At 45.4% G+C, this 22,512-nt stretch carries 27 protein-coding genes; all 27 read right to left on the reverse strand.

What is annotated here, in order from left to right; translation table 11 throughout:
- Positions 1-4: 4 nt before the first annotated feature.
- Positions 5-1,255 (reverse strand): UDP-N-acetylglucosamine 1-carboxyvinyltransferase, encoded by a 1,251-nt coding sequence (gene murA / locus DESACI_RS22035; protein ID WP_014829437.1) that lies wholly within the window; start codon positions 1,253-1,255, stop codon positions 5-7.
- Between the two features lie 109 nt (positions 1,256-1,364).
- Positions 1,365-2,087 carry a YwmB family TATA-box binding protein gene (locus DESACI_RS22040; RefSeq protein ID WP_148271362.1) on the reverse strand — a complete coding sequence of 241 codons (723 nt, stop codon included), beginning with the start codon at positions 2,085-2,087 and terminating at the stop codon, positions 1,365-1,367.
- A gap of 332 nt (positions 2,088-2,419) precedes the next feature.
- Positions 2,420-2,827, reverse strand: a complete 408-nt coding sequence (locus tag DESACI_RS22045) for a F0F1 ATP synthase subunit epsilon (RefSeq protein ID WP_014829439.1) — start codon at positions 2,825-2,827, stop codon at positions 2,420-2,422.
- 3 nt (positions 2,828-2,830) lie between these two features.
- Positions 2,831-4,228: a F0F1 ATP synthase subunit beta gene (gene atpD, locus DESACI_RS22050; protein ID WP_014829440.1), complete on the reverse strand. Its 1,398-nt coding sequence runs from the start codon at positions 4,226-4,228 to the stop codon at positions 2,831-2,833.
- A gap of 36 nt (positions 4,229-4,264) precedes the next feature.
- Positions 4,265-5,107, reverse strand: a complete 843-nt coding sequence (gene atpG, locus DESACI_RS22055) for an ATP synthase F1 subunit gamma (protein WP_014829441.1) — start codon at positions 5,105-5,107, stop codon at positions 4,265-4,267.
- A 24-nt stretch (positions 5,108-5,131) separates the two neighbouring features.
- Positions 5,132-6,640 carry a F0F1 ATP synthase subunit alpha gene (gene atpA / locus DESACI_RS22060; RefSeq protein WP_041276175.1) on the reverse strand — a complete coding sequence of 503 codons (1,509 nt, stop codon included), beginning with the start codon at positions 6,638-6,640 and terminating at the stop codon, positions 5,132-5,134.
- Between the two features lie 4 nt (positions 6,641-6,644).
- Positions 6,645-7,211, reverse strand: a complete 567-nt coding sequence (locus DESACI_RS22065; RefSeq protein ID WP_014829443.1) for a F0F1 ATP synthase subunit delta — start codon at positions 7,209-7,211, stop codon at positions 6,645-6,647.
- Complete coding sequence (gene atpF, locus DESACI_RS22070; RefSeq protein WP_014829444.1) at positions 7,208-7,705, reverse strand: F0F1 ATP synthase subunit B; 498 nt, start codon at positions 7,703-7,705, stop codon at positions 7,208-7,210. Before atpF ends, DESACI_RS22065 begins: the two co-directional genes overlap by 4 nt.
- Before the next feature lie 112 nt (positions 7,706-7,817).
- Positions 7,818-8,051, reverse strand: a complete 234-nt coding sequence (gene atpE / locus DESACI_RS22075; protein WP_014829445.1) for a F0F1 ATP synthase subunit C — start codon at positions 8,049-8,051, stop codon at positions 7,818-7,820.
- A gap of 92 nt (positions 8,052-8,143) precedes the next feature.
- Entirely contained in the window at positions 8,144-8,905 is a 762-nt protein-coding gene (atpB, locus tag DESACI_RS22080; RefSeq protein ID WP_014829446.1) for a F0F1 ATP synthase subunit A, read from the reverse strand.
- Complete coding sequence (locus DESACI_RS22085; protein WP_014829447.1) at positions 8,898-9,269, reverse strand: hypothetical protein; 372 nt, start codon at positions 9,267-9,269, stop codon at positions 8,898-8,900. Before DESACI_RS22085 ends, atpB begins: the two co-directional genes overlap by 8 nt.
- The gene (locus DESACI_RS22090; protein ID WP_014829448.1) at positions 9,256-9,483 is read right to left on the reverse strand and encodes an AtpZ/AtpI family protein; all 228 of its coding nucleotides are present in this window, start codon (positions 9,481-9,483) and stop codon (positions 9,256-9,258) included. Before DESACI_RS22090 ends, DESACI_RS22085 begins: the two co-directional genes overlap by 14 nt.
- A gap of 248 nt (positions 9,484-9,731) precedes the next feature.
- Positions 9,732-10,853, reverse strand: coding sequence for a non-hydrolyzing UDP-N-acetylglucosamine 2-epimerase (wecB, locus tag DESACI_RS22095; protein WP_014829449.1), 1,122 nt, complete (start codon positions 10,851-10,853; stop codon positions 9,732-9,734).
- Positions 10,854-10,911: 58 nt separating this feature from the next.
- Complete coding sequence (locus DESACI_RS22100) at positions 10,912-11,382, reverse strand: deoxycytidylate deaminase (RefSeq protein WP_014829450.1); 471 nt, start codon at positions 11,380-11,382, stop codon at positions 10,912-10,914.
- Complete coding sequence (upp, locus tag DESACI_RS22105) at positions 11,382-12,011, reverse strand: uracil phosphoribosyltransferase (RefSeq protein WP_014829451.1); 630 nt, start codon at positions 12,009-12,011, stop codon at positions 11,382-11,384. Before upp ends, DESACI_RS22100 begins: the two co-directional genes overlap by 1 nt.
- Positions 12,012-12,027: 16 nt before the next feature.
- Positions 12,028-13,284: a serine hydroxymethyltransferase gene (locus DESACI_RS22110; protein ID WP_014829452.1), complete on the reverse strand. Its 1,257-nt coding sequence runs from the start codon at positions 13,282-13,284 to the stop codon at positions 12,028-12,030.
- A 55-nt stretch (positions 13,285-13,339) separates the two neighbouring features.
- Positions 13,340-13,900, reverse strand: a complete 561-nt coding sequence (locus DESACI_RS22115; protein ID WP_014829453.1) for a TIGR01440 family protein — start codon at positions 13,898-13,900, stop codon at positions 13,340-13,342.
- Between the two features lie 29 nt (positions 13,901-13,929).
- Positions 13,930-14,379, reverse strand: coding sequence for a ribose 5-phosphate isomerase B (gene rpiB, locus DESACI_RS22120; RefSeq protein ID WP_014829454.1), 450 nt, complete (start codon positions 14,377-14,379; stop codon positions 13,930-13,932).
- A gap of 134 nt (positions 14,380-14,513) precedes the next feature.
- On the reverse strand, positions 14,514-14,969 hold the full coding sequence (locus tag DESACI_RS22125) for a low molecular weight protein arginine phosphatase (protein WP_014829455.1): 456 nt from the start codon (positions 14,967-14,969) through the stop codon (positions 14,514-14,516).
- Positions 14,970-14,981: 12 nt separating this feature from the next.
- On the reverse strand, positions 14,982-15,566 hold the full coding sequence (locus DESACI_RS22130; protein ID WP_014829456.1) for a manganese efflux pump MntP: 585 nt from the start codon (positions 15,564-15,566) through the stop codon (positions 14,982-14,984).
- 63 nt (positions 15,567-15,629) lie between these two features.
- The gene (locus DESACI_RS22135) at positions 15,630-16,679 is read right to left on the reverse strand and encodes an L-threonylcarbamoyladenylate synthase (protein WP_014829457.1); all 1,050 of its coding nucleotides are present in this window, start codon (positions 16,677-16,679) and stop codon (positions 15,630-15,632) included.
- Between the two features lie 6 nt (positions 16,680-16,685).
- A complete protein-coding gene (prmC, locus tag DESACI_RS22140) occupies positions 16,686-17,531 on the reverse strand; it encodes a peptide chain release factor N(5)-glutamine methyltransferase (RefSeq protein WP_041276746.1) in 846 nt (281 codons plus the stop codon).
- A 148-nt stretch (positions 17,532-17,679) separates the two neighbouring features.
- Positions 17,680-18,750 (reverse strand): peptide chain release factor 1, encoded by a 1,071-nt coding sequence (prfA, locus tag DESACI_RS22145; protein WP_014829459.1) that lies wholly within the window; start codon positions 18,748-18,750, stop codon positions 17,680-17,682.
- 16 nt (positions 18,751-18,766) lie between these two features.
- Positions 18,767-19,654, reverse strand: a complete 888-nt coding sequence (locus DESACI_RS22150; RefSeq protein ID WP_014829460.1) for a DUF1385 domain-containing protein — start codon at positions 19,652-19,654, stop codon at positions 18,767-18,769.
- 374 nt (positions 19,655-20,028) lie between these two features.
- Entirely contained in the window at positions 20,029-20,226 is a 198-nt protein-coding gene (gene rpmE / locus DESACI_RS22155; RefSeq protein WP_014829461.1) for a 50S ribosomal protein L31, read from the reverse strand.
- A 280-nt stretch (positions 20,227-20,506) separates the two neighbouring features.
- Positions 20,507-21,493 carry a class II fructose-bisphosphatase gene (gene glpX / locus DESACI_RS22160; RefSeq protein ID WP_014829462.1) on the reverse strand — a complete coding sequence of 329 codons (987 nt, stop codon included), beginning with the start codon at positions 21,491-21,493 and terminating at the stop codon, positions 20,507-20,509.
- 266 nt (positions 21,494-21,759) lie between these two features.
- On the reverse strand, positions 21,760-22,404 hold the full coding sequence (gene fsa, locus DESACI_RS22165; RefSeq protein WP_014829463.1) for a fructose-6-phosphate aldolase: 645 nt from the start codon (positions 22,402-22,404) through the stop codon (positions 21,760-21,762).
- Positions 22,405-22,512 lie beyond the last annotated feature (108 nt).

Consider the following 22,512-nt stretch of genomic DNA (forward strand, 5'->3'; position numbering starts at 1 on the left):
ATCTCTAATCAACTCGCACTATGTTGCCGCCAATGCGTGAAAGCTTTTCTTCCACCCGCTCATAGCCTCGATCAATATGATGAATTCCCCGGATTTCCGTCATTCCTTCTGCAGTTAACCCCGCGAGTATTAAGGCAGCTCCGGCCCTCAGATCAGTAGCCGTAACAGGGGCTGCACTGAGGCGCTGAATTCCTTGTACCACCGCGCTTCGTCCTTCAATCTTAATTTCTGCTCTCATGCGTTTAAGTTCATCCACATGCATAAAGCGATTTTCGAAAACAGTTTCAGTTATTAAACCTGTCCCTTTCGCCCTAGTTAAAAAGGCCATGAACGGAGCTTGTAAGTCTGTCGGGAATCCTGGATGGACTTGAGTTTTTACATCAACTGCAGTATAAATTCCATCGCCTGTGACTCGAATTCCATCCCCTTCTTCGGAAATATGAATCCCTGCCTCTTCCATTTTAGCCATCAGGGGTTTAAGATGATCTGCAATAACATTCTGCACAAGTACGTCTCCCCCTGTCGCTGCAGCCATCAACAAATAACTTCCTGCTTCAATGCGATCAGGAATCACGGTATGAGTAGTACCATGCAGCTCACGAACCCCTTCAATATGAATAATGCTCGTCCCGGCACCGCGGACCTTTCCGCCCATCTCGTTAATAAATGTCGCTAAATCCACAATTTCCGGTTCCTGAGCTGCATTTTCTATCAAAGTAGTTCCCTGTGCTAACGCCGCAGCCATCATAATATTTTCTGTTGCTCCGACACTGGGATAATCCAAATATATCCTAGCACCTTTGAGTCCGTTACACGTGACATCGAGAAACCCATGATCCATCTTTACCTCTGCACCTAAAGCTTCTAAACCTTTAAGATGCCAGTTAATGGGACGGGAGCCAATTGCGCATCCTCCAGGATGAGAAATACGCACGTGACCTTGTCGCGTTAAAAGCGGTCCCATCGTCACGATGGACGCCCTCATCTGTGATACGAGATCATAGGGGGCCTCTATGCAATCTATCGAACTAGCTTGAATCTTAAGTGTTGAGCCTTCACGTACAACCTCTGCCCCCAAAGCTGAAATCACTTGATTCATAATATTAACGTCTAATAAATCCGGAGCATCCTCTAGCCGGATAGGTTCTGCGCTAAGCAAACTCGCCGCTATGATAGGCAGTACAGCATTTTTTGCTCCACTTACCGTGATTGTTCCTTCGAGCTGTTTCCCGCCGGTAATTATTAGCTTACTCAAATTTTGAAGACACCCCCTATTCCAGGTTAATGACAAGCACAGCTAAATATTATTCTCTCTGTCTTGTAGTTTCTCCTGCTTGATTTCGACTATTTTCCACTCAAATTGATCAAAATTCTTCTAATAATACAGGGATTGCCAAAACGGTTTCTCCTTTTGCAGCTTCCCCTCGACTGAGTATTTGTATATTTAGCTTGTCCGTCCCAATCTTAACGCTTGGATTGATTAGCTTTTGATAAGCCGCAATAGAAATTAAGTTATCTGAAATAGCCCACTGTACCGGCTGAGCATCTATGTGATTCAAATAGGCCGGTATGTCTATACTTTCCGGAACACGTTCATCTAAGTACATCCTGCCGCCGGCTTTGGCTATTTTCGGCGCCATTATAGTATACCATTTATATACTTTAAGTTCTTCTTTTTTATTTACCAATCCTTCTCCGGAAATGGTACTAGCTCTTCTGCTATTTCCTGCCTGCAGATAATTATTTGACCAAGACCAATTCTTAACCGGCGGATTAGTAATTTGCTCAGAGGAGAGTGGCCTATTTGAATCATCAAACCAAATCACCATAGTTACCCTAGCTTCGGATGCATCTACAAATTTCGAATTTAAAAGTAAAGGGATTGACTTATTCGAAACCCCATCATCATTCATCGTATTTTGGGCCATTAAGACATTTGTTTTTAGGCACAGCATCAGAAGAATGCATACTACTAGTATTCCAACGTTACTATGCTTTTTAACTACGTTTTTACCTAAGATATTTATTATTTTTTTCAAAACAATTAAACCTCTCTCACGTTTTGGACTTACAGGTAGTTTTGCCAAATCGTGTGAAAGCTAACGTATATCTGTGCTTTATTTAACTATATTTTTCATCCTTACCACTCTTTATTATTATAATTTATTCCAGGGTTCATAACCTGAAGAGACCTCCTGATAACTCTTAAGCCTGTAATTGAGTCTTGAGCTATTACTCAGCGGACTTACTTTACTTTTCCTCTAATTTAATTTAATTTTACTTTAATTTAAGCTTACGGACTACAGATTGTGTTGTCTTGCACATAATAAAAAAAAAGGGACCCTCATAGGGTCCCTTATAGTATACATATTAATTTCCTACTGATCAAGGCTGGTTAATATTAATCACTTCGGTTAGCTTACTTCTTATCTTCAGATGCACTAATCCGAGCCACAGCTTTACGCAGAGCATACTCCGCCCGTTTTACGTCGACTTCACTGGTTGGTGAAGTTAAACGCTTTGCAGCGCGCTCCTTCGCTGCCAAGGCACGCTGGAGATCAATGTTCTCACTCAGCTCAGCCGTATCAGCAAGAATCGTTGCAGAGTTATCAGCCACTTCGACGAAGCCACCCGCTAAGGCAAGGCGTTTGACTGTACCATTGATCGTGTAACGAACAACGCCAATATCAAGTCCCGCAATAAGAGGTGCGTGGTTAGGTAATATTCCTAACTCACCGGCTCCCCCAGGAAGCACAACAAACTCTACATCTTCCTTCAGAACGTCTCCATTCGGGGAGACAATGCGCAATCCAAATGTACTTGCCATGGCTTACGCCCCCATTTTCTTAGCTTTTTCAACTACTTCTTCAATGGGGCCCACCATCAGGAAGGCTGCCTCCGAAATGTCATCGTATTTACCTTCCGCAATTTCTTTAAAGCCACGAATTGTATCTTTCAAAGGCACATACTTTCCAGGCGAACCTGTAAAGTTTTCTGCAACGAAGAATGGCTGTGACAAGAACCGTTGAATCTTACGTGCCCGGGCAACGATAAGTTTCTCTTCTTCAGATAACTCATCCATACCGAGAATTGCAATGATATCCTGCAGCTCTTTGTATTTTTGCAGAATTTGCTGAACTTGTCGGGCAACCGCATAATGCTCTTCACCTAAAACCAGGGGAGAGAGAATCCGTGATGTTGAATCCAGTGGGTCCACTGCCGGGTAAATACCGATTTCGGCAATGGCACGGGACAAAACTGTCTTAGCGTCCAAGTGAGCAAATGCTGTTGCCGGTGCGGGGTCTGTTAAGTCGTCAGCCGGCACATAGATAGCTTGTACTGAAGTAATAGAACCGGTACGAGTTGAAGTAATCCGCTCTTGCAATTGACCCATTTCTGTAGCCAAAGTTGGTTGATAACCAACAGCAGATGGCATCCGGCCGAGCAAAGCCGAAACTTCAGATCCTGCCTGAGTAAAGCGGAAAATGTTGTCGATGAAGAGCAACACGTCTTGACCTTGTTCATCACGGAAATATTCCGCCATGGTCAGTCCGGTTAATCCTACCCGCAGACGAGCACCAGGCGGTTCATTCATTTGACCGAACACCATGGCTGTCTTATCGATAACGCCTGATTCTTTCATTTCGTGGTAAAGGTCGTTTCCTTCACGAGTCCGCTCTCCAACACCGGCGAATACAGAGATACCACCATGTTGCTTAGCAATATTGTTGATCAGTTCCATGATTAAGACTGTCTTACCAACACCGGCACCGCCAAAGAGTCCGATCTTACCACCCTTCGAGTAGGGAGCCAGTAAGTCAATAACTTTGATTCCGGTTTCTAAAATACGGGTTGATGGTTCTTGATCTTCAAAGGCGGGAGCAGGACGATGAATCGGATAAGTATGCTCCATACTGATTTCTCCGACGTTATCAATTTGCTCTCCTAAAACGTTAACCATCCGCCCCAGTGTCGCTGGGCCAACAGGAACTGTAATTGGTGCACCGGTATTTATTGCCTCAATGCCCCTTTGCAGACCATCGGTAGAGGACATAGCTACGCAGCGTACTGTGTCATTTCCTAGATGCTGAGCAGCTTCTAAGGTAAGATCAATGTTCTTCTCGGGAACCTTGATCTTAATAGCAGTGTATATTTCCGGCAGTTCATCAGGTGCGAAAGCAACGTCAACTACCGGTCCCATGACTTGCAAAACCTTGCCGTTCTTCACAGGTGCAAAACCTCCTTATTGGGTATTTCCGGCAGCTTATTCTAAAGCAGCTGCTCCACCGACAATTTCAGATATTTCCTTGGTAATCGCCGCCTGCCGGGCTCTATTCATAGCCAGCGACAGTCGGTCAATCATGTCCGTGGCATTATCCGTTGCCGAACTCATAGCCGTCATCCTGGCACCTTGCTCACTAGCTTTTCCTTCAAGAATTGACCGGAAGATCTGTGTTTCCACATACTTCGGCAATAAGCCGGCAAGGATTTCATCCGGAGACGGTTCAAAAATATACTGTTTTCCATATTTGCCTTCAGGTTTTTCAATAGGGAGTAATTTGACTTGCGAAGGTCTTTGCGTGATAGCGCTAACGAACTCAGTATACAATAAATATACCTCATCCGCTTCACCTTGCTCATAGAGCCGAATTACTTCCTGAGCTATATCTTTTGCTTGATTAAAACTTGGATCATCACCAAGCGCTACAAACTCAGCCAAAAACTCAATTTTACCACGGCGGAAGAAATCCCGACCTTTGCGGCCTACCGTCACCAACTTAACTTCTTGCGGCGTTTCGGCAATCAAACCGGTCGTCTTCCGAATCAGGTTCGCGTTATACCCTCCGCAGAGACCACGGTCCGATGTAATTAATACATAAACCACCTTTTGCACAGGCCGCTTGACTAAAAGCGGATGAACAGTATCCCCAGCCTGTGATAGGCGCTCCAAGACCCCTTGCAATTGGTTGGCATACGGGCGGGCAGCGATAAGTTTTTGTTGGGCTTTTCTGAGTTTGGCCGCGGAAACCATTTTCATCGCCTTCGTGATCTGCTGCATATTACGTACGCTGCGGATCCGGCGACGAATATCGCGTACTCCTGCCACCTCATTCACCTACTCCTTTTTAATCTAGGCCACAAACCCCTGCTTGAATTCATTAATCGCTTTTTCCAGTTCGGCGATCATTTCGTTGGAGAGCGCCTTTTCGGTGCGGATTTTAGTCAACAGGTCAGCCTTAACGGAGCGCATGAAACGCAGGTACTCTTGCTCAAATTTCCCAATCTTCTCAACATCAATATCATCGGTAAATCCTTTAACCGCAGCGTAAATAACCACAACTTCTTCCTCAACAGGCATTGGCGCGTACTGAGTTTGTTTGAGAATTTCCATTGTCCGTTTTCCACGGTTGAGGCGCATTTGGGTCACTTTATCCAAGTCCGAACCAAATTGGGCGAATGCAGCTAATTCACGATAGCTGGCAAGGTCCAAACGGAGCTGACCGGCAACTTGTTTCATCGCTTTGATTTGCGCACTGCCACCTACCCGCGAGACGGAGAGACCAACGTTGATGGCCGGGCGGAAACCGGAGTAGAAGAGGTCTGATTCCAAAAAGATCTGACCATCTGTAATAGAGATAACATTTGTAGGAATATAAGCTGAAACGTCTCCGGCCTGAGTCTCAATAACAGGGAGTGCTGTCATAGAACCCGCACCGAGTTCGTCAGATAACTTAGCAGCACGTTCCAAGAGACGGGAGTGGAGGTAGAAAACGTCACCAGGGTATGCTTCACGTCCTGGTGGGCGTTTCAGAAGCAGTGAAAGTTCACGATAAGCAACGGCCTGCTTAGAAAGGTCATCATAAATAATGAGAACGTGCTTACCGTTATACATGAATTCTTCACCCATGGCCGCACCGGAATAAGGTGCAATATAAACCATTGGTGCTGATTCAGAAGCTGTGGCAGCAACAACAATCGTATACTTCATAGCATCGTGTTCTTCTAATTTCTGAACAACGCTGGCAACGGTTGAAGCCTTTTGCCCAACAGCAACGTAAATACAAACCATATCCTGGCCTTTTTGGTTAATAATCGTATCGATGGCCAGAGCGGTTTTACCTGTTTCACGGTCACCGATGATTAACTCACGCTGACCGCGGCCAATGGGAACCATAGCATCGATTGATTTAAGACCGGTTTGCACAGGTTCATGAACCGATTTCCGTGCAATAACGCCAGAGGCTCGGTTTTCAATGGGACGGAATTTATCCGTCACAATTTCCCCTTTGCCGTCAATGGGTTGTCCAAGAGCGTTAACAACCCGGCCAATCAGAGCCTCACCAACCGGAACTTCCACGATCCGCCCTGTTCTTTTGACCTGGTCGCCCTCTTTAATCCCGGTAAAGGGTCCAAGAATAACGCAACCAATATTATCTTCTTCGAGGTTCATAGCCATGCCATATACTTTACCCGGAAACTCTAATAGTTCACCGGCCATGGCCTTCTCTAAACCGTAAACACGGGCAATTCCGTCACCAACCTGGATAACAGTCCCGACATCTACGGTATCAACAGCTGACTCATAGCGTTCAATTTGCTGTCTGATAATAGAACTTATTTCTTCTGGACGCAAGTTCATCCTTTTATTTCACCCCTACTTCCTGAGGTTTATCTGTGCTTCTACGTAAATCCTCACGCATTTTGGTCAAAGCATGAGCAATGGTTCCATCCATCACGCGATCTCCGATTTGAATCAGAACTCCACCAATGAGTTCTTCACGGACTTCGCTGATAATACGAACATCTTTCCCAGTCATACGCCCTATAGCCTTTTTGAGATCATCCAGCTGCGAAGCGCTTAAAGCGATAGCACTTTCCACTTTTGCTTCCACAACTTTCCGTGCCTCATCTGCCAACCGGGTAAACTCACGTTGAATAAACGGCAAGAGACTTTCCCTTTTGCGGTCAATCAACAGGTAAAGGAAATGACGGACGGTTTCACTAAAATCTTCGCTAAGCAATTTGGCCATGACCGACTTCTTTTCGCTAAGCGAAATATGAGGGTGAAGCAGAACCTTTTTAACCTCATCATTTTCCTCAACTAGCTTTGTAAGTTCACGCAAGTCGGTATCTATCACATCAAGGGACGTCTCGGAGGCAATTTCAAACAAGGCCTGAGAGTATCTGCGCGCAAGTGATCCATTTATCATTGCATTTCCCCTACTTCTTGAATGAATTGATCAATGAGATCCCCTTGACCTTTCAGATCAAGCTTTTGACGAATGATCTTTTCGGCCACCAGAACTGACAGATCTGCGACTTGTGCCTTAACCTCTGAAATCGCGCGATCACGTTCACGTTCAATGTCCACAAGGGCAGATTTCTTGATTTTTTCAGCTTCCTCGTGGGATTGAGCCAAGATTTCGGCCGCTCGTTCTTCGCTTACCTTGGTGGCTTTAGCGATCACTTCTTGAGCTTCTTGACGAGCCTTACGCATTTCTTCTTGGTATTCGCGTTTTATTTGTTCAGCCTGTATTCGTTCACTTTCTGCCTGAGAAAGCATGGATTCAATATGAGTCCGTCGTTCTTCCATGATTTTCATTAACGGGCCCCATGCTTTCGCTTTTAGCAACCAAACGAGCAGCAGGAATGATAAAATTGTAGCCACTAATGTCCAGTCAAATTGAATAGGATTCCCACCCAATGGTCTACCCCCCTCTCGAGTCTGATTGTCGTCGGGATGATTTTTTTCAAGGGGGAACTTACGTCCCCCCTTGATTAAGATAGGCGCAATCCGTTTAGCCCATCATACGAACTTACTTCACTGTAAACATCAACAACAGTCCAACGACCCAGCTAAGGAGTGGCAGAGCCTCAACCAAGCCTACACCGATAAACATGGTTGATTGTAATGTCGCTTTAGCTTCTGGTTGACGAGCGATACCCTCAATCGTTTTGCTAATAACATTACCATTACCGAGTGATGCTCCGAAGGCCGCTAATCCAGCAGCGATACCTGCACCAAGTGCAGCTGCAGCATGCGCATCCATTAAATTTCCTCCCTTCTTAATTTCCAAAAATTAATAAAAATTATTCCCTCAGTGAACTTCAAAACTTCACTGAAAACTAACCCAAGAATTGATTAATGTTCTTCCGAAGGCGAAACAGCCTGAGAAATATAAGCGGTGGTCAAAACAGTAAATACGTACGCTTGGATGGCACCGATAAAGATACTAAAGGCCAGCCAAACCACCTGAGGCAACACTCCTGGAAGGACACTAAGCCCCGGAAGCATCCAGATAACTTTGACAAGAATCTCACCGGCGAAGATATTCCCGAATAGACGAAAGGCGAGCGTCAATGGCTTAGCCAATAAGTCAATAAAGTGAATAATTGCAAACACCGGATGTGGTTCAACAAAGTGATGGAAATAATGTGCCCCTTTGGTCTTGATCCCCAGGCTGACTACCAAGATAATTGTTAACAAGGCCAGGGCCATGGTAACATTAATATCTGAGGTAGGTGCAGCCGAAAAATACTCTTGACGTGCAAAAATCTCATTTAAATGGGCAAAGTCTATGTGAAAATCTTCAAACAGGCCAAATGTTAAGTTTGGGATTACGCTGACCATATTGGAAAAGAAAACAAACATAATCAGCGTTAATAAGTAACCCAAAAGCGGGCGTCCTTGTTCATAATTCATATTATCGGATACAAGGTTCTTAACGAAATCGACAATCCATTCCATGACGTTCTGCATTTTACCCGGCTTGCCGCTTGTTAAATTACGAACCCCTATTAAACAAAATATTAAGACAGCAGCCATTACCAGCCAAGTATTAATTAATGTTCTTGCGTGAAAGGTCATGCTTCCCAAGTGCCATAATACTGTTTCTTCATTCATTCTTTTCCTCCCCCCTTTCTAAATGAATTCTTTGTATTGCAACGGTGATAAATGAGATTATCAACCCCACAGCAATCCCTAGCGCCAAACTTGGAAGCCAGCTTCTATGAAAGCGTCCAACTGCGGCAACAATCAGAGTAACTACTCCTAACCTGGAAAAAAAGTTCCGTCGCATGCGGCGTATTGCAGTACCAACATCGAGTTCTGAACTCTTCAGCGTGTCCCGGTAGACCCAAATAGTATAGGAAAACCCAGTCCAATACCCGATTAAGCTCCCCAGGAAAGCTTGATGACCTAAAACCGCAAATCCCAGCAAAAAACATGCTGTCCCGCCCCAAAAAGCAACAACACTACTTCTTATCATCGGTCATCCACTCTTTTAAAGTAATTACCAGATAACTCGCTCCTAAAACCAGCCCTGTTAACATTAAGCCAATGGTCAGAATCGGCTGAGTATCCCAACGAGCATCCAGATAGCGCCCTAAAAAAAAACCTCCTCCGACGAGCCCTGCCAATGTGGTTGCAATACTTGAACCTATTGCCAGCGCTTTTTGCCATGCTTTTAGATTACCCGCCACATTCCTTCGTCCTTTGCTATGTGCTAGTAAATACTTTCGCGTGACTAATGTAAAATTCCTTCCCTTTTACCGTCGATAGAAAGATTAAATAAAGATTATATAAAGAATAGAAATGCTATATAAAGAGTATTCAAAAGATTGTTCACAGATAATGGTATTTGTCTTTTTGTTCCATATTCAATCCTATTGTAACATACTATACCATAACTTTGTGCTTTTTTATACATATTATATTTCTATCGCTGAATTCAATTTTTAGTAATAATTTGGGCAATTCTTTCTGCTGCATGCCCATCTCCGTATGGATTACTTGCCATTGACATTTGTTGATAAGCAGCTTCACTGCTTAGGAGACGTTTAAGCTCGGCTAAGACGCTGTCAAAACCTGTCCCCACCAGGGAAACCGTCCCGGCTTCCACCGCCTCGGGCCTCTCCGTTGTATCTCGTACTACCAGAACCGGTTTCCCCAGAGAAGGCGCTTCTTCTTGAATCCCCCCGGAATCTGTCAAAATTAGATGCGAACGTGCCATTAGATTTACAAATGGTTCATAATCCATGGGCTCAACAAGAAAGACTCGCGAATGAGTACCTAAAATTTCTTCTACGACTTTACGCACCTTCGGATTTTTATGAACTGGGAAAACTACATAAGTATCCGGGAACAGCTCAAGCATCTTGCTTAACGCCTGGTAAATCTGCCGCATCGGTTCACCGAGATTTTCTCTGCGGTGGGTAGTCACCAGAATCATTCGAGATGTTTCGCTTTGCTTAACGATGGATTGGATTTCAGGATCAAGAAAGCGGTAATTTGTTTGAACTGTCGCCAGCAAAGCATCGATCACAGTGTTCCCCGTAACAAATATTTTTTCGGGTTCCACTCCTTCGCGCAAGAGATTTTCTTTTGCTCTTTCCGTCGGAGCGAAGTGAAGATCCGTTAGAACGCCGGCCAGTCTTCGGTTCATTTCTTCCGGATAGGGAGAATATTTATTCCCAGTACGCAATCCTGCCTCTACATGTCCTATGGGTATTTGGGCATAAAAGGCCGCCAGTGCTGCAACAAATGTCGTCGTTGTGTCTCCATGCACCAGAACAAGATCAGGAGATTCCTGCTGCAACACCTCCCGCAAGCCATTAAGAGCACGGGTTGTTATGTCCGTTAAGGTTTGCCCCTGTTTCATAAGATTAAGATCAAACTCAGGGGTTAAGTTAAATAATTGGAGAACCTGATCTAACATTTCCCGATGTTGGGCTGTCACGGCGATCTGGCAGTAAATCGATTCCTGCCGTCTAAGAGCTTGGATAACGGGGGCCATCTTAATAGCCTCCGGACGAGTGCCAAAGACCACCATTACTTTTTTCTGTCTGGTCACTTGCTTACTCCCTTCGATTGAATCATCCCTCAAGAGATGAAGTGAGGTGAACAAACGCTTATTGCTTTGGAATGTCCTCCTCAAAATGAATCAACTGAAGTCCGGCTTCCTGCGCCATGTCCAAGGACAGTTGATCCGGATAGGGATAACGATAGAACACACGTTTTATCCCGACATTAATCAGCAATTTCGTGCACAGCACGCATGGTTGATGGGTTGTATAAAGATCGGCTCCTGTAATCGCTACCCCATGCTTGGCAGCCTGTACCAAAGCATTTTGCTCTGCATGCACAGCACGGCAGATCTCATGGCGTTCCCCTGAGGGAACGCTTAAGCTCTGCCGTAAACACCCAATTTGCTCACAATGTTGAAGCCCCGAAGGGCTCCCATTGTATCCTGTCGTTAAAATTTGTTTGTCCTTAACTATGACAGCTCCAACCTGACGTCGCAAACAGGTTGAACGTCCGGCAACCACATCAGCCAGTTGCATAAAATAACTGTCCCAGCTTGGGCGTGTTTCCTGTTTCATCACTTTGTCCCAAACAAACGGTCTCCGGCATCGCCGAGCCCCGGAATAATGTATCCATGATCATTTAAACATTCATCGACTGCCGCAACAAATATATCAACATCAGCATGTGCATTTTGCACAGCTTTTATACCTTCCGGCGCAGCAATCAGGCACATTAACTTAATATTCTTTGCCCCTCGCTCTTTTAAAAAGGTAATTGCAGCTGACGCCGAGCCTCCCGTCGCCAACATCGGGTCAATCACAATAAGATCCCGCTCTGCAATATCGCTGGGCAGTTTACAATAATACTCCACAGGAGAAAGAGTTTCCGGGTCCCGGTACAATCCTACGTGTCCAACTTTCGCCGCTGGAATCAGCCGAAGCATACCGTCTACCATGCCCAAACCTGCACGCAGAATAGGGACCAAGCCAACCTTTCGTCCGGAAATTACTTTAGTTTTGGCAACAGCTACCGGTGTTTGGACTTCAACTTCCTGAAGGGGAAAATCACGGGTTACTTCATATGCCATCAACATCGCGACTTCTTCTACAAGTTCTCGAAATTCTTTGGAACCCGTCTTTTCGTCGCGAATTAATGATAACTTATGCTGAATGAGAGGATGATCAAGGACTTGAAGTTTTGCCATGTTCTGGTCTCAACTCCTAATTTAAATTAGCGTATAAAGGATATTCAGCACATAATGCACTGACAATTCCTTGTGCCTTCGCTAGTTTATCAGGTTCATGGTGTGAGGTCAAGGCAAGGTCTATAGCGTCGGCGATTCGAGCCATGGCCTGAGGATTCATCCCCCGAGTGGTAACCGCCGGAGTACCGATGCGAATTCCACTGGTTACAAAAGGACTTTCTGTTTCAAAAGGTATGGTATTTTTATTGACCGTAATACCGACTTCATGGAGGATATGTTCGGCTTCTTTTCCGGTTAAACCTTTCGGTTTTACGTCCACAAGCATCAGGTGGTTGTCTGTTCCTCCCGATACGAGTCGGAAACCCTTTTCTACTAAGTTTTGGGCCAACGCTTTGGCGTTCTCCACAATATGTTTTTGATACTCTTTAAATTCCGGCTGCAGAGCTTCTCCAAAGGCAACCGCCTTGGCGGCAATAACGTGCATGAGAGGGCCTCCCTGAATTCCGGGGAAAATGGCTTTGTCAATGGCCTGAGCGTATTCCTCCTTGCATAGAATCAGACCTCCTCGCGGACCCCTTAACGTCTTATGAGTCGTCGATGTTACAAAGTGGGCATAGGGTACCGGAGAGGGATGAAGATCTGCCGCTACTAACCCGGCGAAATGTGCCATATCAACCATAAATAACGCGTTGACTTCGTCAGCAATTTCCCGCATTTTTACGAAATCAATGATCCGCGGATAAGCGCTGGCCCCTGCAACAATTAACTTCGGCCTGTGTTCCTGGGCCGTTTTTCGAACCTCTTCATAATCAATGCGTTCCGTCTGCTTATCAACACCATAAGATACAAAGTTAAAATAGGTTCCGGAGATATTCACTTGACTTCCGTGGGTCAGATGTCCACCATGGGACAAATTCATTCCTAACACTGTATCCCCTGGTTTCAACATAGCAAAATAAACCGCCATATTGGCTTGAGAGCCTGAATGAGGCTGAACATTGGCATGCTCTGCGCCAAAGATTTTTTTCACTCGTTCCCGAGCCAAATTTTCTACAACATCAACATATTCGCATCCCCCATAGTAACGTTTGCCTGGGTAACCTTCCGCATACTTATTGGTCATAACTGAACCTTGAGCTGCTAAAACTGCTCTGCTCACAAAGTTTTCCGAGGCAATCAGTTCAATAGTTTGTCTCTGACGATTTTCCTCCTGTTCCATCGCTTTGGCAACTTCGGGATCCTGTGGTTTAACCCATTGATTAATATAATCCATGTTACTCGCTCCTATCATTTAGTTTGAAGAATAATTATTACTTTTTGCTCCCGGATTATTCGTATCTGGCCCGAGGACCGCCGATAAGGCGCGGGCGAGTCCCGGCTAAGGTAAGATGGGCTTCCCCTAATTCTTTAACATGAATCCGAACAGGGATAACAACCGGACGCAAATGCATGCCGATAAACGTGTCCCCTACATCGATCCCGGCATGGCCTTGGATGCGCTCTACCATAACCGGCGAGGAAAAGGACTCCCATGCTTTTACAGTCATAGCTCCTCCGGCATGAAGCGCCGGCAGCACTGTGACAACCTCCAAGCCGTAATGTTCTGCGCAAGATTCTTCTACCACTAAGGCACGATTAATATGTTCACAACCTTGAACCGCTAAATAAATTCCTTTTTGCTGAACCCTTTCCAATAATGGCGGCAACAATGTCTCAGCAACATCTAAACTGCTTCCTTGCCCTATACGATGTCCGACTACCTCACTAGTACTGCACCCTAAGACAAGAATTTGCCGTGAACGCAGTGTTACTTGTTGAAAAAATTTGTCTAAAATTTCTTCCCACTTAATAGCTAATTCTTGAAGTTTTTGCGCAGCATCCTTTTCCACGTATAAGGCCCCCCTTCACTGGACTAATGTTATACTCTCTTGCCAAGTTCTATGTCAGTAATCAAATTTATTCGCCTGGCATGTCTGCCCCCGGAAAACTCAGTTTTCAAAAAGATATCCACAATGTCAAGGGCAAGGCCAATGCCTATAACCCGACCTCCTAAGGCTAGAACATTGGCATTATTATGTTCCCGGGCCATCCTTGCCGAAAATGTATCTGTGCAGACGGCAGAACGAATTCCCGGAAGTTTATTGGCCGCCATAGATATACCCTGTCCTGTTCCGCAACAGGCTATTCCTAAATCAGCTTCACCCTTGAGAATGGCATTTCCTACGGCAAAACCATACAAAGGATAATCCACCGATTCATTGGAATGAGTCCCTTCATCCCGAACCTCATATCCTTGTGACTCTAGGTGAGCACGTATGGCCTCCTTAAGCTCATATCCACCGTGGTCTGCTCCCAGAACAACTCTCACATTAATTCCTCCATCTTTTCTAAATATTATTCAGTTCTACAAATAGCAACAAAATCCCTGCAAAATAAAAAACATACAAAAACTAGCGACAATGTCGCTAGTTTAAGCATCTTTCTTCTGTCTTATGCTCACCTCTATGGTTTCTCGGCTCCCTCATTCAAACGTTCCTTTAATAAATGTAATAACTCTTCTATTTCTAACGCTGTTCGACGATAATCGGCAACCGAGCCCATCCACGGATCTTGAATATCTCGTCTCTGCTCTCCCCATCTCCCTAAACAGCGTATTTTGGGAGCAAATTCCGGAAAACGCTGTTTGAGGCTGTTTTCCTGAGCTTGGGTCATGGGGATAATCCAGTCTGCCTCCGTCATCAGTTCTGTACTAATTTGCTTGGAACGGTGATCCGATAAATCCAAATTTCTTTCTCTAAGAACCTCAATGGCCTGAACACTTGCCCTTTCACCCTCCCAAGCCGCTATTCCTGCCGAACCGACTTGAACCTCTTCTCCCAAAAGTTCACGGGCAAGCCTTTCGGCCATGGGACTCCGGCAAGTATTGCCTGTGCAAATAAATAACAATTTCAACGACATAATGCCACCTCATCAGAAAAGCAATTTTACGCCGATTAAGAACAAGGCTATACCGCCTAATAATTCAGCCTTATCTCCCAAACGTGTCCCTATGATGCGGCCTAAGAACAACCCCAAACCAGTCATCAATCCGGCAATAAGACCCATTACCATAACACTGATCAAGATATTGAAGCCAAAGGTCCCAAGCGAAAAACCGACGGTCAAGGCATCCAAACTGACGCTGGCGGCCAACACATACAGGCTCCATCCCTTATAGGAAATGTCCCTAAATAATTTTCTTTGCAGCATGGCCCTTTTAGCTTCAGCGAAGGAAAATCGTTCTACCGTAGGGCGATAGACTTTATAGAACACATGTCCTCCCAAACCAATAATTATCACGGCACCAATCCAGCTTGCAAATTGACCTAAAATTGCCCCTAAGGCCTGACCCAAGATCATCCCGCCTAAAGGCATCAGCACATGAAAAGCGGCTACCACTATAATTAATTTCAGCATTAAGCCTTTCCGGATTCCGGATAGGCCAATGGCCAGCGATAAAGAGAACGCATCCGTGCCTAAAGCAATTGCCACAGCAATAACCCACGCTAAATTCAATATCCTTCCCCCCGTTCTCCCTATGTATATGCTGAGGGAAGGGTCTCTTAGACGGGGTTAAGCTTAGAGGAATTCAATCCTTTGCCCGGCCGCCTTCTGCAAGCGGTTCATAATGGCTGCCCCTAGACCGGTTTCTTCTTCCATTCCTTCTGTCAAAATCAAATCCATACCTTGTTCATCGCAAATCCGCAATCCTTCAAATAAATTTGCCGCTATTTCATGAGGCCGTTCTTTTGACCCTAAAACAAAGAGAAGATCCGGAAGCAGATTGTGCAGTAAAGGGGCACTTTCCAGAGTGCAAAGAATCCCAACCTTTTTCAATCGAGCATGCCCGCGCTGGATTTCCAGGCCCATGCGATGTACAACACGATCTGAAGAACCTACCAGTAAAATCATCTCTCCCTGAGGAGAGTAGTGGCGGTACTTCATTCCCGGTGCTTTAGGGGCTTGGTTCTCCTTGGGAACATCTACCTCAACCTTCCCCAGGACTTCCTCCAACTGTTCCCTTGTAATACCACCCGGACGCAAAATCGTCGGTATGTCCCCACTTAAATCAAGAACCGTAGATTCTAACCCAACGGAGCAAACCCCTGCATCAAGAATCAGAGGAATTTTCCCTTTCAGATCACGCCAGACGTGACTCCCATTGGTCGGGCTTGGCTTTCCGGATAGATTGGCACTTGGTGCCGCGATAGGAAGGCCGGATTCTTCAATTAGGCGCAAGGCCACAGGATGGCTGGGCATCCGCAGCGCTATATTCGGCAATCCGGCTGTGACGACATCCGGTATAATCGGTTTTTTTCTAAGCACCAAGGTTAAAGGTCCGGGCCAAAAATGATGAACACATAGCTCTGCTTCAGCTGTCCATCCATCGGTTAATCTATCAGCCATCTCTCGGCTGCAAATATGAACAATCAGAGGGTTATCCTGGGGTCTGCCTTTGGCAGCGAAAATCTTGGCGCACGCCGCAGCATCGAGGGCATTTGCTCCTAAGCCATAAACGGTTTCTGTTGGAAAAGCCACAAGTTCGCCTGCGCGAAGCCAATTTGCGCCTTCAGAAATCAGTTCAGGCTCCGGACATTCCCCATTAATATAGACTCGTTTTGTCTGCATTGATGCTCACCTCGCTAAGATCACCCGGTCTCGCCCTGCTAAATCCGGGTACACATGAGTCGTAAAACCTTGTTCTTGAAAAATATTACAAACATCGTTTCCTTGATCCCAACCAATTTCCAGCAAAATTTTCCCATCCAGCTTTAAGAGAGTCCGAGCCTCCCCTGCCAGCCGGCGATAGAACTCCAAACCATCTTGTCCGCCTAAAAAAGCTATGGCAGGTTCCCGAAATATCTCCGGCGCACATTGAAGGTAATCAGCCTTTTTCACATAGGGAGGATTAGAGATAATCCAATCCCAACGTTCCCCTCTAATAGGGGCGACGAAGTCCCCTTCCCGCCAATTCACTTCAACCCCTATGCTGACAGCATTCTGCCGAGCTACCTCTAGAGCCCGAGAGGAAATGTCGGTTCCCACAACCTCTGCCTTTGGACAATAATAGGCCATGGATATAGCCAGAGCACCGCTTCCTGTACAAAGATCTGCAACTTTTATTTTCTCTTCTTGCCCTTGTTGTTCCTCATCACGGACAATTCTAAGCCAGGTTTCAACCAATGTTTCGCTATCCGCACGGGGAATCAGCACCCCTTCGTCAACATAAAAGGTCAGCCCCATAAACTCCTGACATTTTAAAATATACTGAAGAGGCTCGTGTTCCGAACGCCTGGCTATCCAGTTCTTAAAAACGCGTTCCTCTTCCTTGCTTAAGGTGCGCTCCCGCTCAAAATAAAGTTTGTCCCGTGAGACCTTGAGGATTTCGGCCAGCAACATATCAGCATCAAAACGGGCATTATCAATTTTCTCCGCCAGAAGCTGCGCCTCACCCCAGCGCATTCCTTCCAGAACATTCAAGACCACTAAGACCTCCCGATTCGACGCTTAATGCTCAGCATCAATTTTTTTCAATTTCTTATAATCATGTTCTCAGCAACATTTCAGTCAAACTAACCAACAAAGATAGAACTACTAAGAACCCGCTTCTGCATTGGTAATAACCGGTTTAAGCTATTTCGTTCTTTAATCGTTCGGCTTGATCTGAAGTAATCAGAGCTTGAATGATTTCCTCCATATCTCCTGCCAGGATTGTTTCCAGGCGATGGAGCGTAAGGCCTATCCGATGGTCCGTTACCCTTCCTTGCGGGAAATTATAAGTTCGAATGCGCTCGCTCCGGTCCCCGGTGCCAACTTGGCTTCGGCGTTCAGATGCCTGCTCACCCATAGCTTCTTCCTGAGCCTTTTCTAAAATACGAGCACGTAAAACACGTAAAGCCTTCTCTTTATTTTTAAGCTGTGATTTCTCATCTTGACAAGTCGCAATAATCCCCGTAGGTATATGGGTAATTCTTACCGCAGATTGAGTCGTATTAACACATTGGCCTCCGGGCCCGCTGGCGCAAAAGATATCAATCCGCAAATCGTTAGGGTTAATGGAAACCTCCACTTCTTCAGCTTCAGGCAGCACGGCAACAGTGGCTGTTGAAGTATGAATTCTTCCGCCTGATTCAGTGGTAGGAATCCGCTGGACCCGGTGTACGCCACTCTCAAACTTCAGCTTGCTATAGGCCCCATTACCTTCGACAATGAAAATCACTTCTTTATAACCGCCAATATCCGTGTAACTGGCGCTTAGGACCTCTGTTCTCCAGCCTTGCCCTTCGGCATATCGCGTATACATCTTGTAGAGATCCCCTGCAAAGAGTGCCGCTTCTTCTCCGCCTGCCCCTGCACGAATTTCCATAATCACATTTTTTTCATCATTAGGATCTTTTGGTAAGAGTAAGATTCTCATAGTCTCTTCAAGCTGTACGGATCGATTTTTTAATTCATCCCGCTCCTGTTCGGCCATCTCCTGCATCTCAGGATCAAGCTTTTCCTGCAGAAGCTTTTCCGTTTCTTCTAATTCACGCAGAACTTCTTGGTATTCTCGGAAGGCCGTAACAAGATTTGTCATACCTGCCTGGGTTTTGGCATATTTTTGCCATTCTGTCTGATTGGAAATTATCTCTGGGTCACTGAGAAGCTCAGTAAGCTCGTCATATTTCCGTTCTATTTCATAAAGTTTCTCTAACATTATTTACACCTCAAAATTACGTAAGTTCTTGACCCGAATCCAAAACACCCTTCAAAGCAGCTAAGGCAACTTCAAGCTGAGAATCATCTGGTTCACGTGTCGTTAATTTTTGGAGCATCAATCCCGGAAGAATAAGCCATCGAAACTGAGGCGATTCCAGATGCCGTGCGGAAAACTTCAGAATCTCATAAGCAAGGCCAGCAACTACAGGCATTAGCAGCACACGAGAGAGTATACGCCACCATAAAGGATGCAGACCGACAAAAGCAAAAACAAAGATGCTTACTACAACAACGATGAGCAGAAAACTCGTTCCGCATCGTGGATGGAGCCTGGAAAAAGAACGCGCGTTTTCCACGGTTAGATCTTTCCCTGCTTCATAGGTGAAAATCGCCTTATGCTCAGCCCCATGGTATTGAAAAACTCTTTGAATATCTTTAAGCCTTGAAATTATCACAATATAGATAAAAAATACTGCTAACCGTATTGCTCCCTCTAAGATGTTTTGCCAAAAAGTCCCCGTCACCTTTCCCTGAAACAAGTGAGCCACACCTGTCGGCAAACCGACAAACAGCAGCAGACCTAAGCCAAAAGCCAATCCAATGGTTAAGGCCAATTCCCAAAAACCAAGTTCTTCGCTTTCACCACCGTCTTCTTCCCCCATCGAACGGTTAGCCGAAAACGTTAAGGCCCGTGTCCCGACGACTAAAGAATCTATCAAGGCCACTACTCCCCGAATCAAGGGCAGTTTCCAAATTGGTTTAGTGGCCCAAGGATGGATTTTTAAACAAGTTACCTCAATCTCACCATTAGGAAGTCTGACCGCAATTGCACTCTCCCGTGGCCCGCGCATCATGACCCCTTCTATGACGGCCTGGCCGCCATATTGGACTGGTCTATCCATCCGCCGCTCTCCTCATGTAATTATTTTTCTTCGGCCATAATAAACTATGCTTTTTAAAAGTATCACGTGTCATAAGCCGTTACCAAAAAGTTCATCCGAAGGTTCTACTTTCTGCCCCGGAAACTATAGTATCCATTCATCAGTGATGCCGCTCAGCGACATGGAGGTCCGATAGTGTAAAGAAAACTCGGCTTGTGCCGAGCTTGCGGGGGCATAAGCCATTTGTCCTTTTACGGTAATATTACTGTAGGCCAAATATCGTCGCCTCCATAGCGAGCATTGTCCGCCCCCATACTAATAAATATTTTCCAATATGCCGCAAAGAGCAGAGCTTGCGCTCTGCTCTTCGTTCAGCAACGACCGCAGGCCGTTGTTTACATCCCATATTTCTTTTTAAACCGATCAACCCGTCCGCCAGCATCGACAAAACGCTGTACCCCGGTATAAAAGGGATGGCATTTCGAACAAATTTCCACTTTGATATCTTTCTTAGTACTTGCTGTGTGAATGACCTCACCGCAAGCACATGTCACAGTGGTTTGTTCGTATTTCGGGTGAATTTTTTCTTTCATGTCTTCACCTTCTTTCCCAGTTGGATCGAGGCGCCTTTTTGCCGCACCCGTTCATGACACGATTCCAGTCAACTCTTACTATTTTAACACAAGAAATGTTCAAAGGTCAATAGTTTAAAGAAAACTTAGCTAGCCCTTGAAGACACTGTCTTCGCACGAATTAGCCCTTCTTGCAGTATACAACCAAAGGTTATACTTTCTGATCGTATTACAAAACCGCTGCAGCCCAAAGGGCAATATCCGACAGTTATTGAGGTATCTTCTCCTAACTTGAAATGAATTATACGTTTGTATCAAGACAGCCTTTCATGGCATATTGAGGTTTCTTGTCAAAACGATGCCGGGCTTCGATAAAACGAACGGTCCCCGACTTTCCTCGAATGACAACTGTATGGGTTAAAGCACCTTTTGGAGTAAAAGTCACCCCTCGTAAAAGTGAGCCCTCTGTGATTCCCGTTGCTGCGAAAAAGACATCGTCACTTCTCACTAAATCATCCATTGTCAATAATTTGTGAACATCTTCAATCCCCAAAGCCTTTGCCCGGGCGACATCCTCTTCATTTTCCGGCCACAAGCGTCCTTGCATCTCTCCGCCCATGCAGCGCAAAGCAGCAGCAGCGAGAACCCCTTCCGGTGCTCCGCCGATTCCCATCATCATATCAACACCTGTATCTTCAAAAGCACAGGCAACAGCCGGAGAAACATCTCCATCAGTTATGAGGCGTACTCTTGCACCGCAATTGCGCACTTCTTGAATTAATTTTTGATGGCGGGGGCGATCTAAGATAACAACCGTCATTTCAGCCATACTCTTTCCCAAAGCTTTCGCTACATTGGCGACATTCTCCGCCACAGGTGCATCAATATTAATTTTTCCTGCAGCTGCTGGCCCAACCGCAATTTTGTCCATGTACATATCCGGAGCATGCAATAAACACCCTTTCGAAGCAATAGCCACAACAGCAATCGCTCCGGCAACCCCTTTGGCTACAATATTTGTCCCTTCCAGAGGGTCTACAGCAACATCCAATTCCGGGCTTTCTCCATTACCCACGCGTTCTCCGATATAAAGCATGGGGGCTTCATCCATTTCCCCTTCACCGATTACTACTGTCCCATCCATATGAATCGTGTCAAATACCGCCCGCATTGCTTCAACCGCAGCGTTGTCCGCAGCTTCTTTATCCCCTAATCCTACCCATCTCGCCGATGCCAAGGCCGCAGCTTCAGTTACCCTTGCAAATTCCATGGTAAGTTCACGTTCCATTTAAATAGCCCCCTTTTAATAATCCCCGAAATCTTCGTTAGTTATAATATTCGAAGTCCTGTACGCTTGCCCAAACTTCCAATATGTATCACATTTATGCTCTTGCGTTTTATTGTGACATACTTTTAGGGGCTTTTCAACCACTACATGCCAGAAGATTAAGGCAAAGTTATACAAAAATGTTGGCATCAGCCAATCATCATTCGATTAGCTGATGCCACATCTTACTTTTTTGAGATCAATTCTGGAATTTTAGCCTAAACCACTTAAGCCTTAAGTTTTTTCCAATCCGCCATAAATTTATCAATCCCTGCATCCGTCAGCGGGTGCCGGAACAACTGCCTCAAGACGGAGAAGGGCACCGTAGCATAATCTGCTCCTAACTTTGCAGCTTCTGTAACATGGATCGGATTACGAATACTTGCGGCAATCACTTTCGTATCTATGTCATGTACTTGGAAAATCTCACACAAATCAGCCACCAAGTTAAGTCCATTCTCACCTATATCATCAAGCCGTCCCAAAAAAGGACTTACATAGGTTGCTCCGGCTCTGGCTGCCAACAAACCCTGATTCGCGGAAAAAATAAGCGTGACATTCGTTTTTATGTTCTCGGCGCTAAGGGTCTTCACGGCCTTGAGGCCGTCCTCAGTCATGGGAATTTTAACAACAATATTCTTATGAATCGCTGCCAGATCACGAGCTTCCTTAAGCATGCCTTCGTAGTCAAGCGCGATAACCTCAGCACTGATCGGTCCGTCAATAATTTCAGTCACTGTATGCAGCAGTTCGTAAAAGTCTTTTCCTTCCTTAGCCACTAAACTCGGGTTAGTTGTAAGCCCTGCGATCACGCCCATGTCCCAAGCTTTTTTAATTTCATCCAAATTCGCTGTATCTAAAAAAAATTGCATACTACACCGCCTTCTTACAAGATTAAGCTTTCTTACTGCCAAGACCTACTTGAGAATTATTTCTCAGACAGTTTCCCGAGCCGATCCGAGCATTTTACGAGGATCTTA

This window comes from Desulfosporosinus acidiphilus SJ4 (assembly GCF_000255115.2).
In the GTDB taxonomy this organism is placed as follows: domain Bacteria; phylum Bacillota; class Desulfitobacteriia; order Desulfitobacteriales; family Desulfitobacteriaceae; genus Desulfosporosinus; species Desulfosporosinus acidiphilus.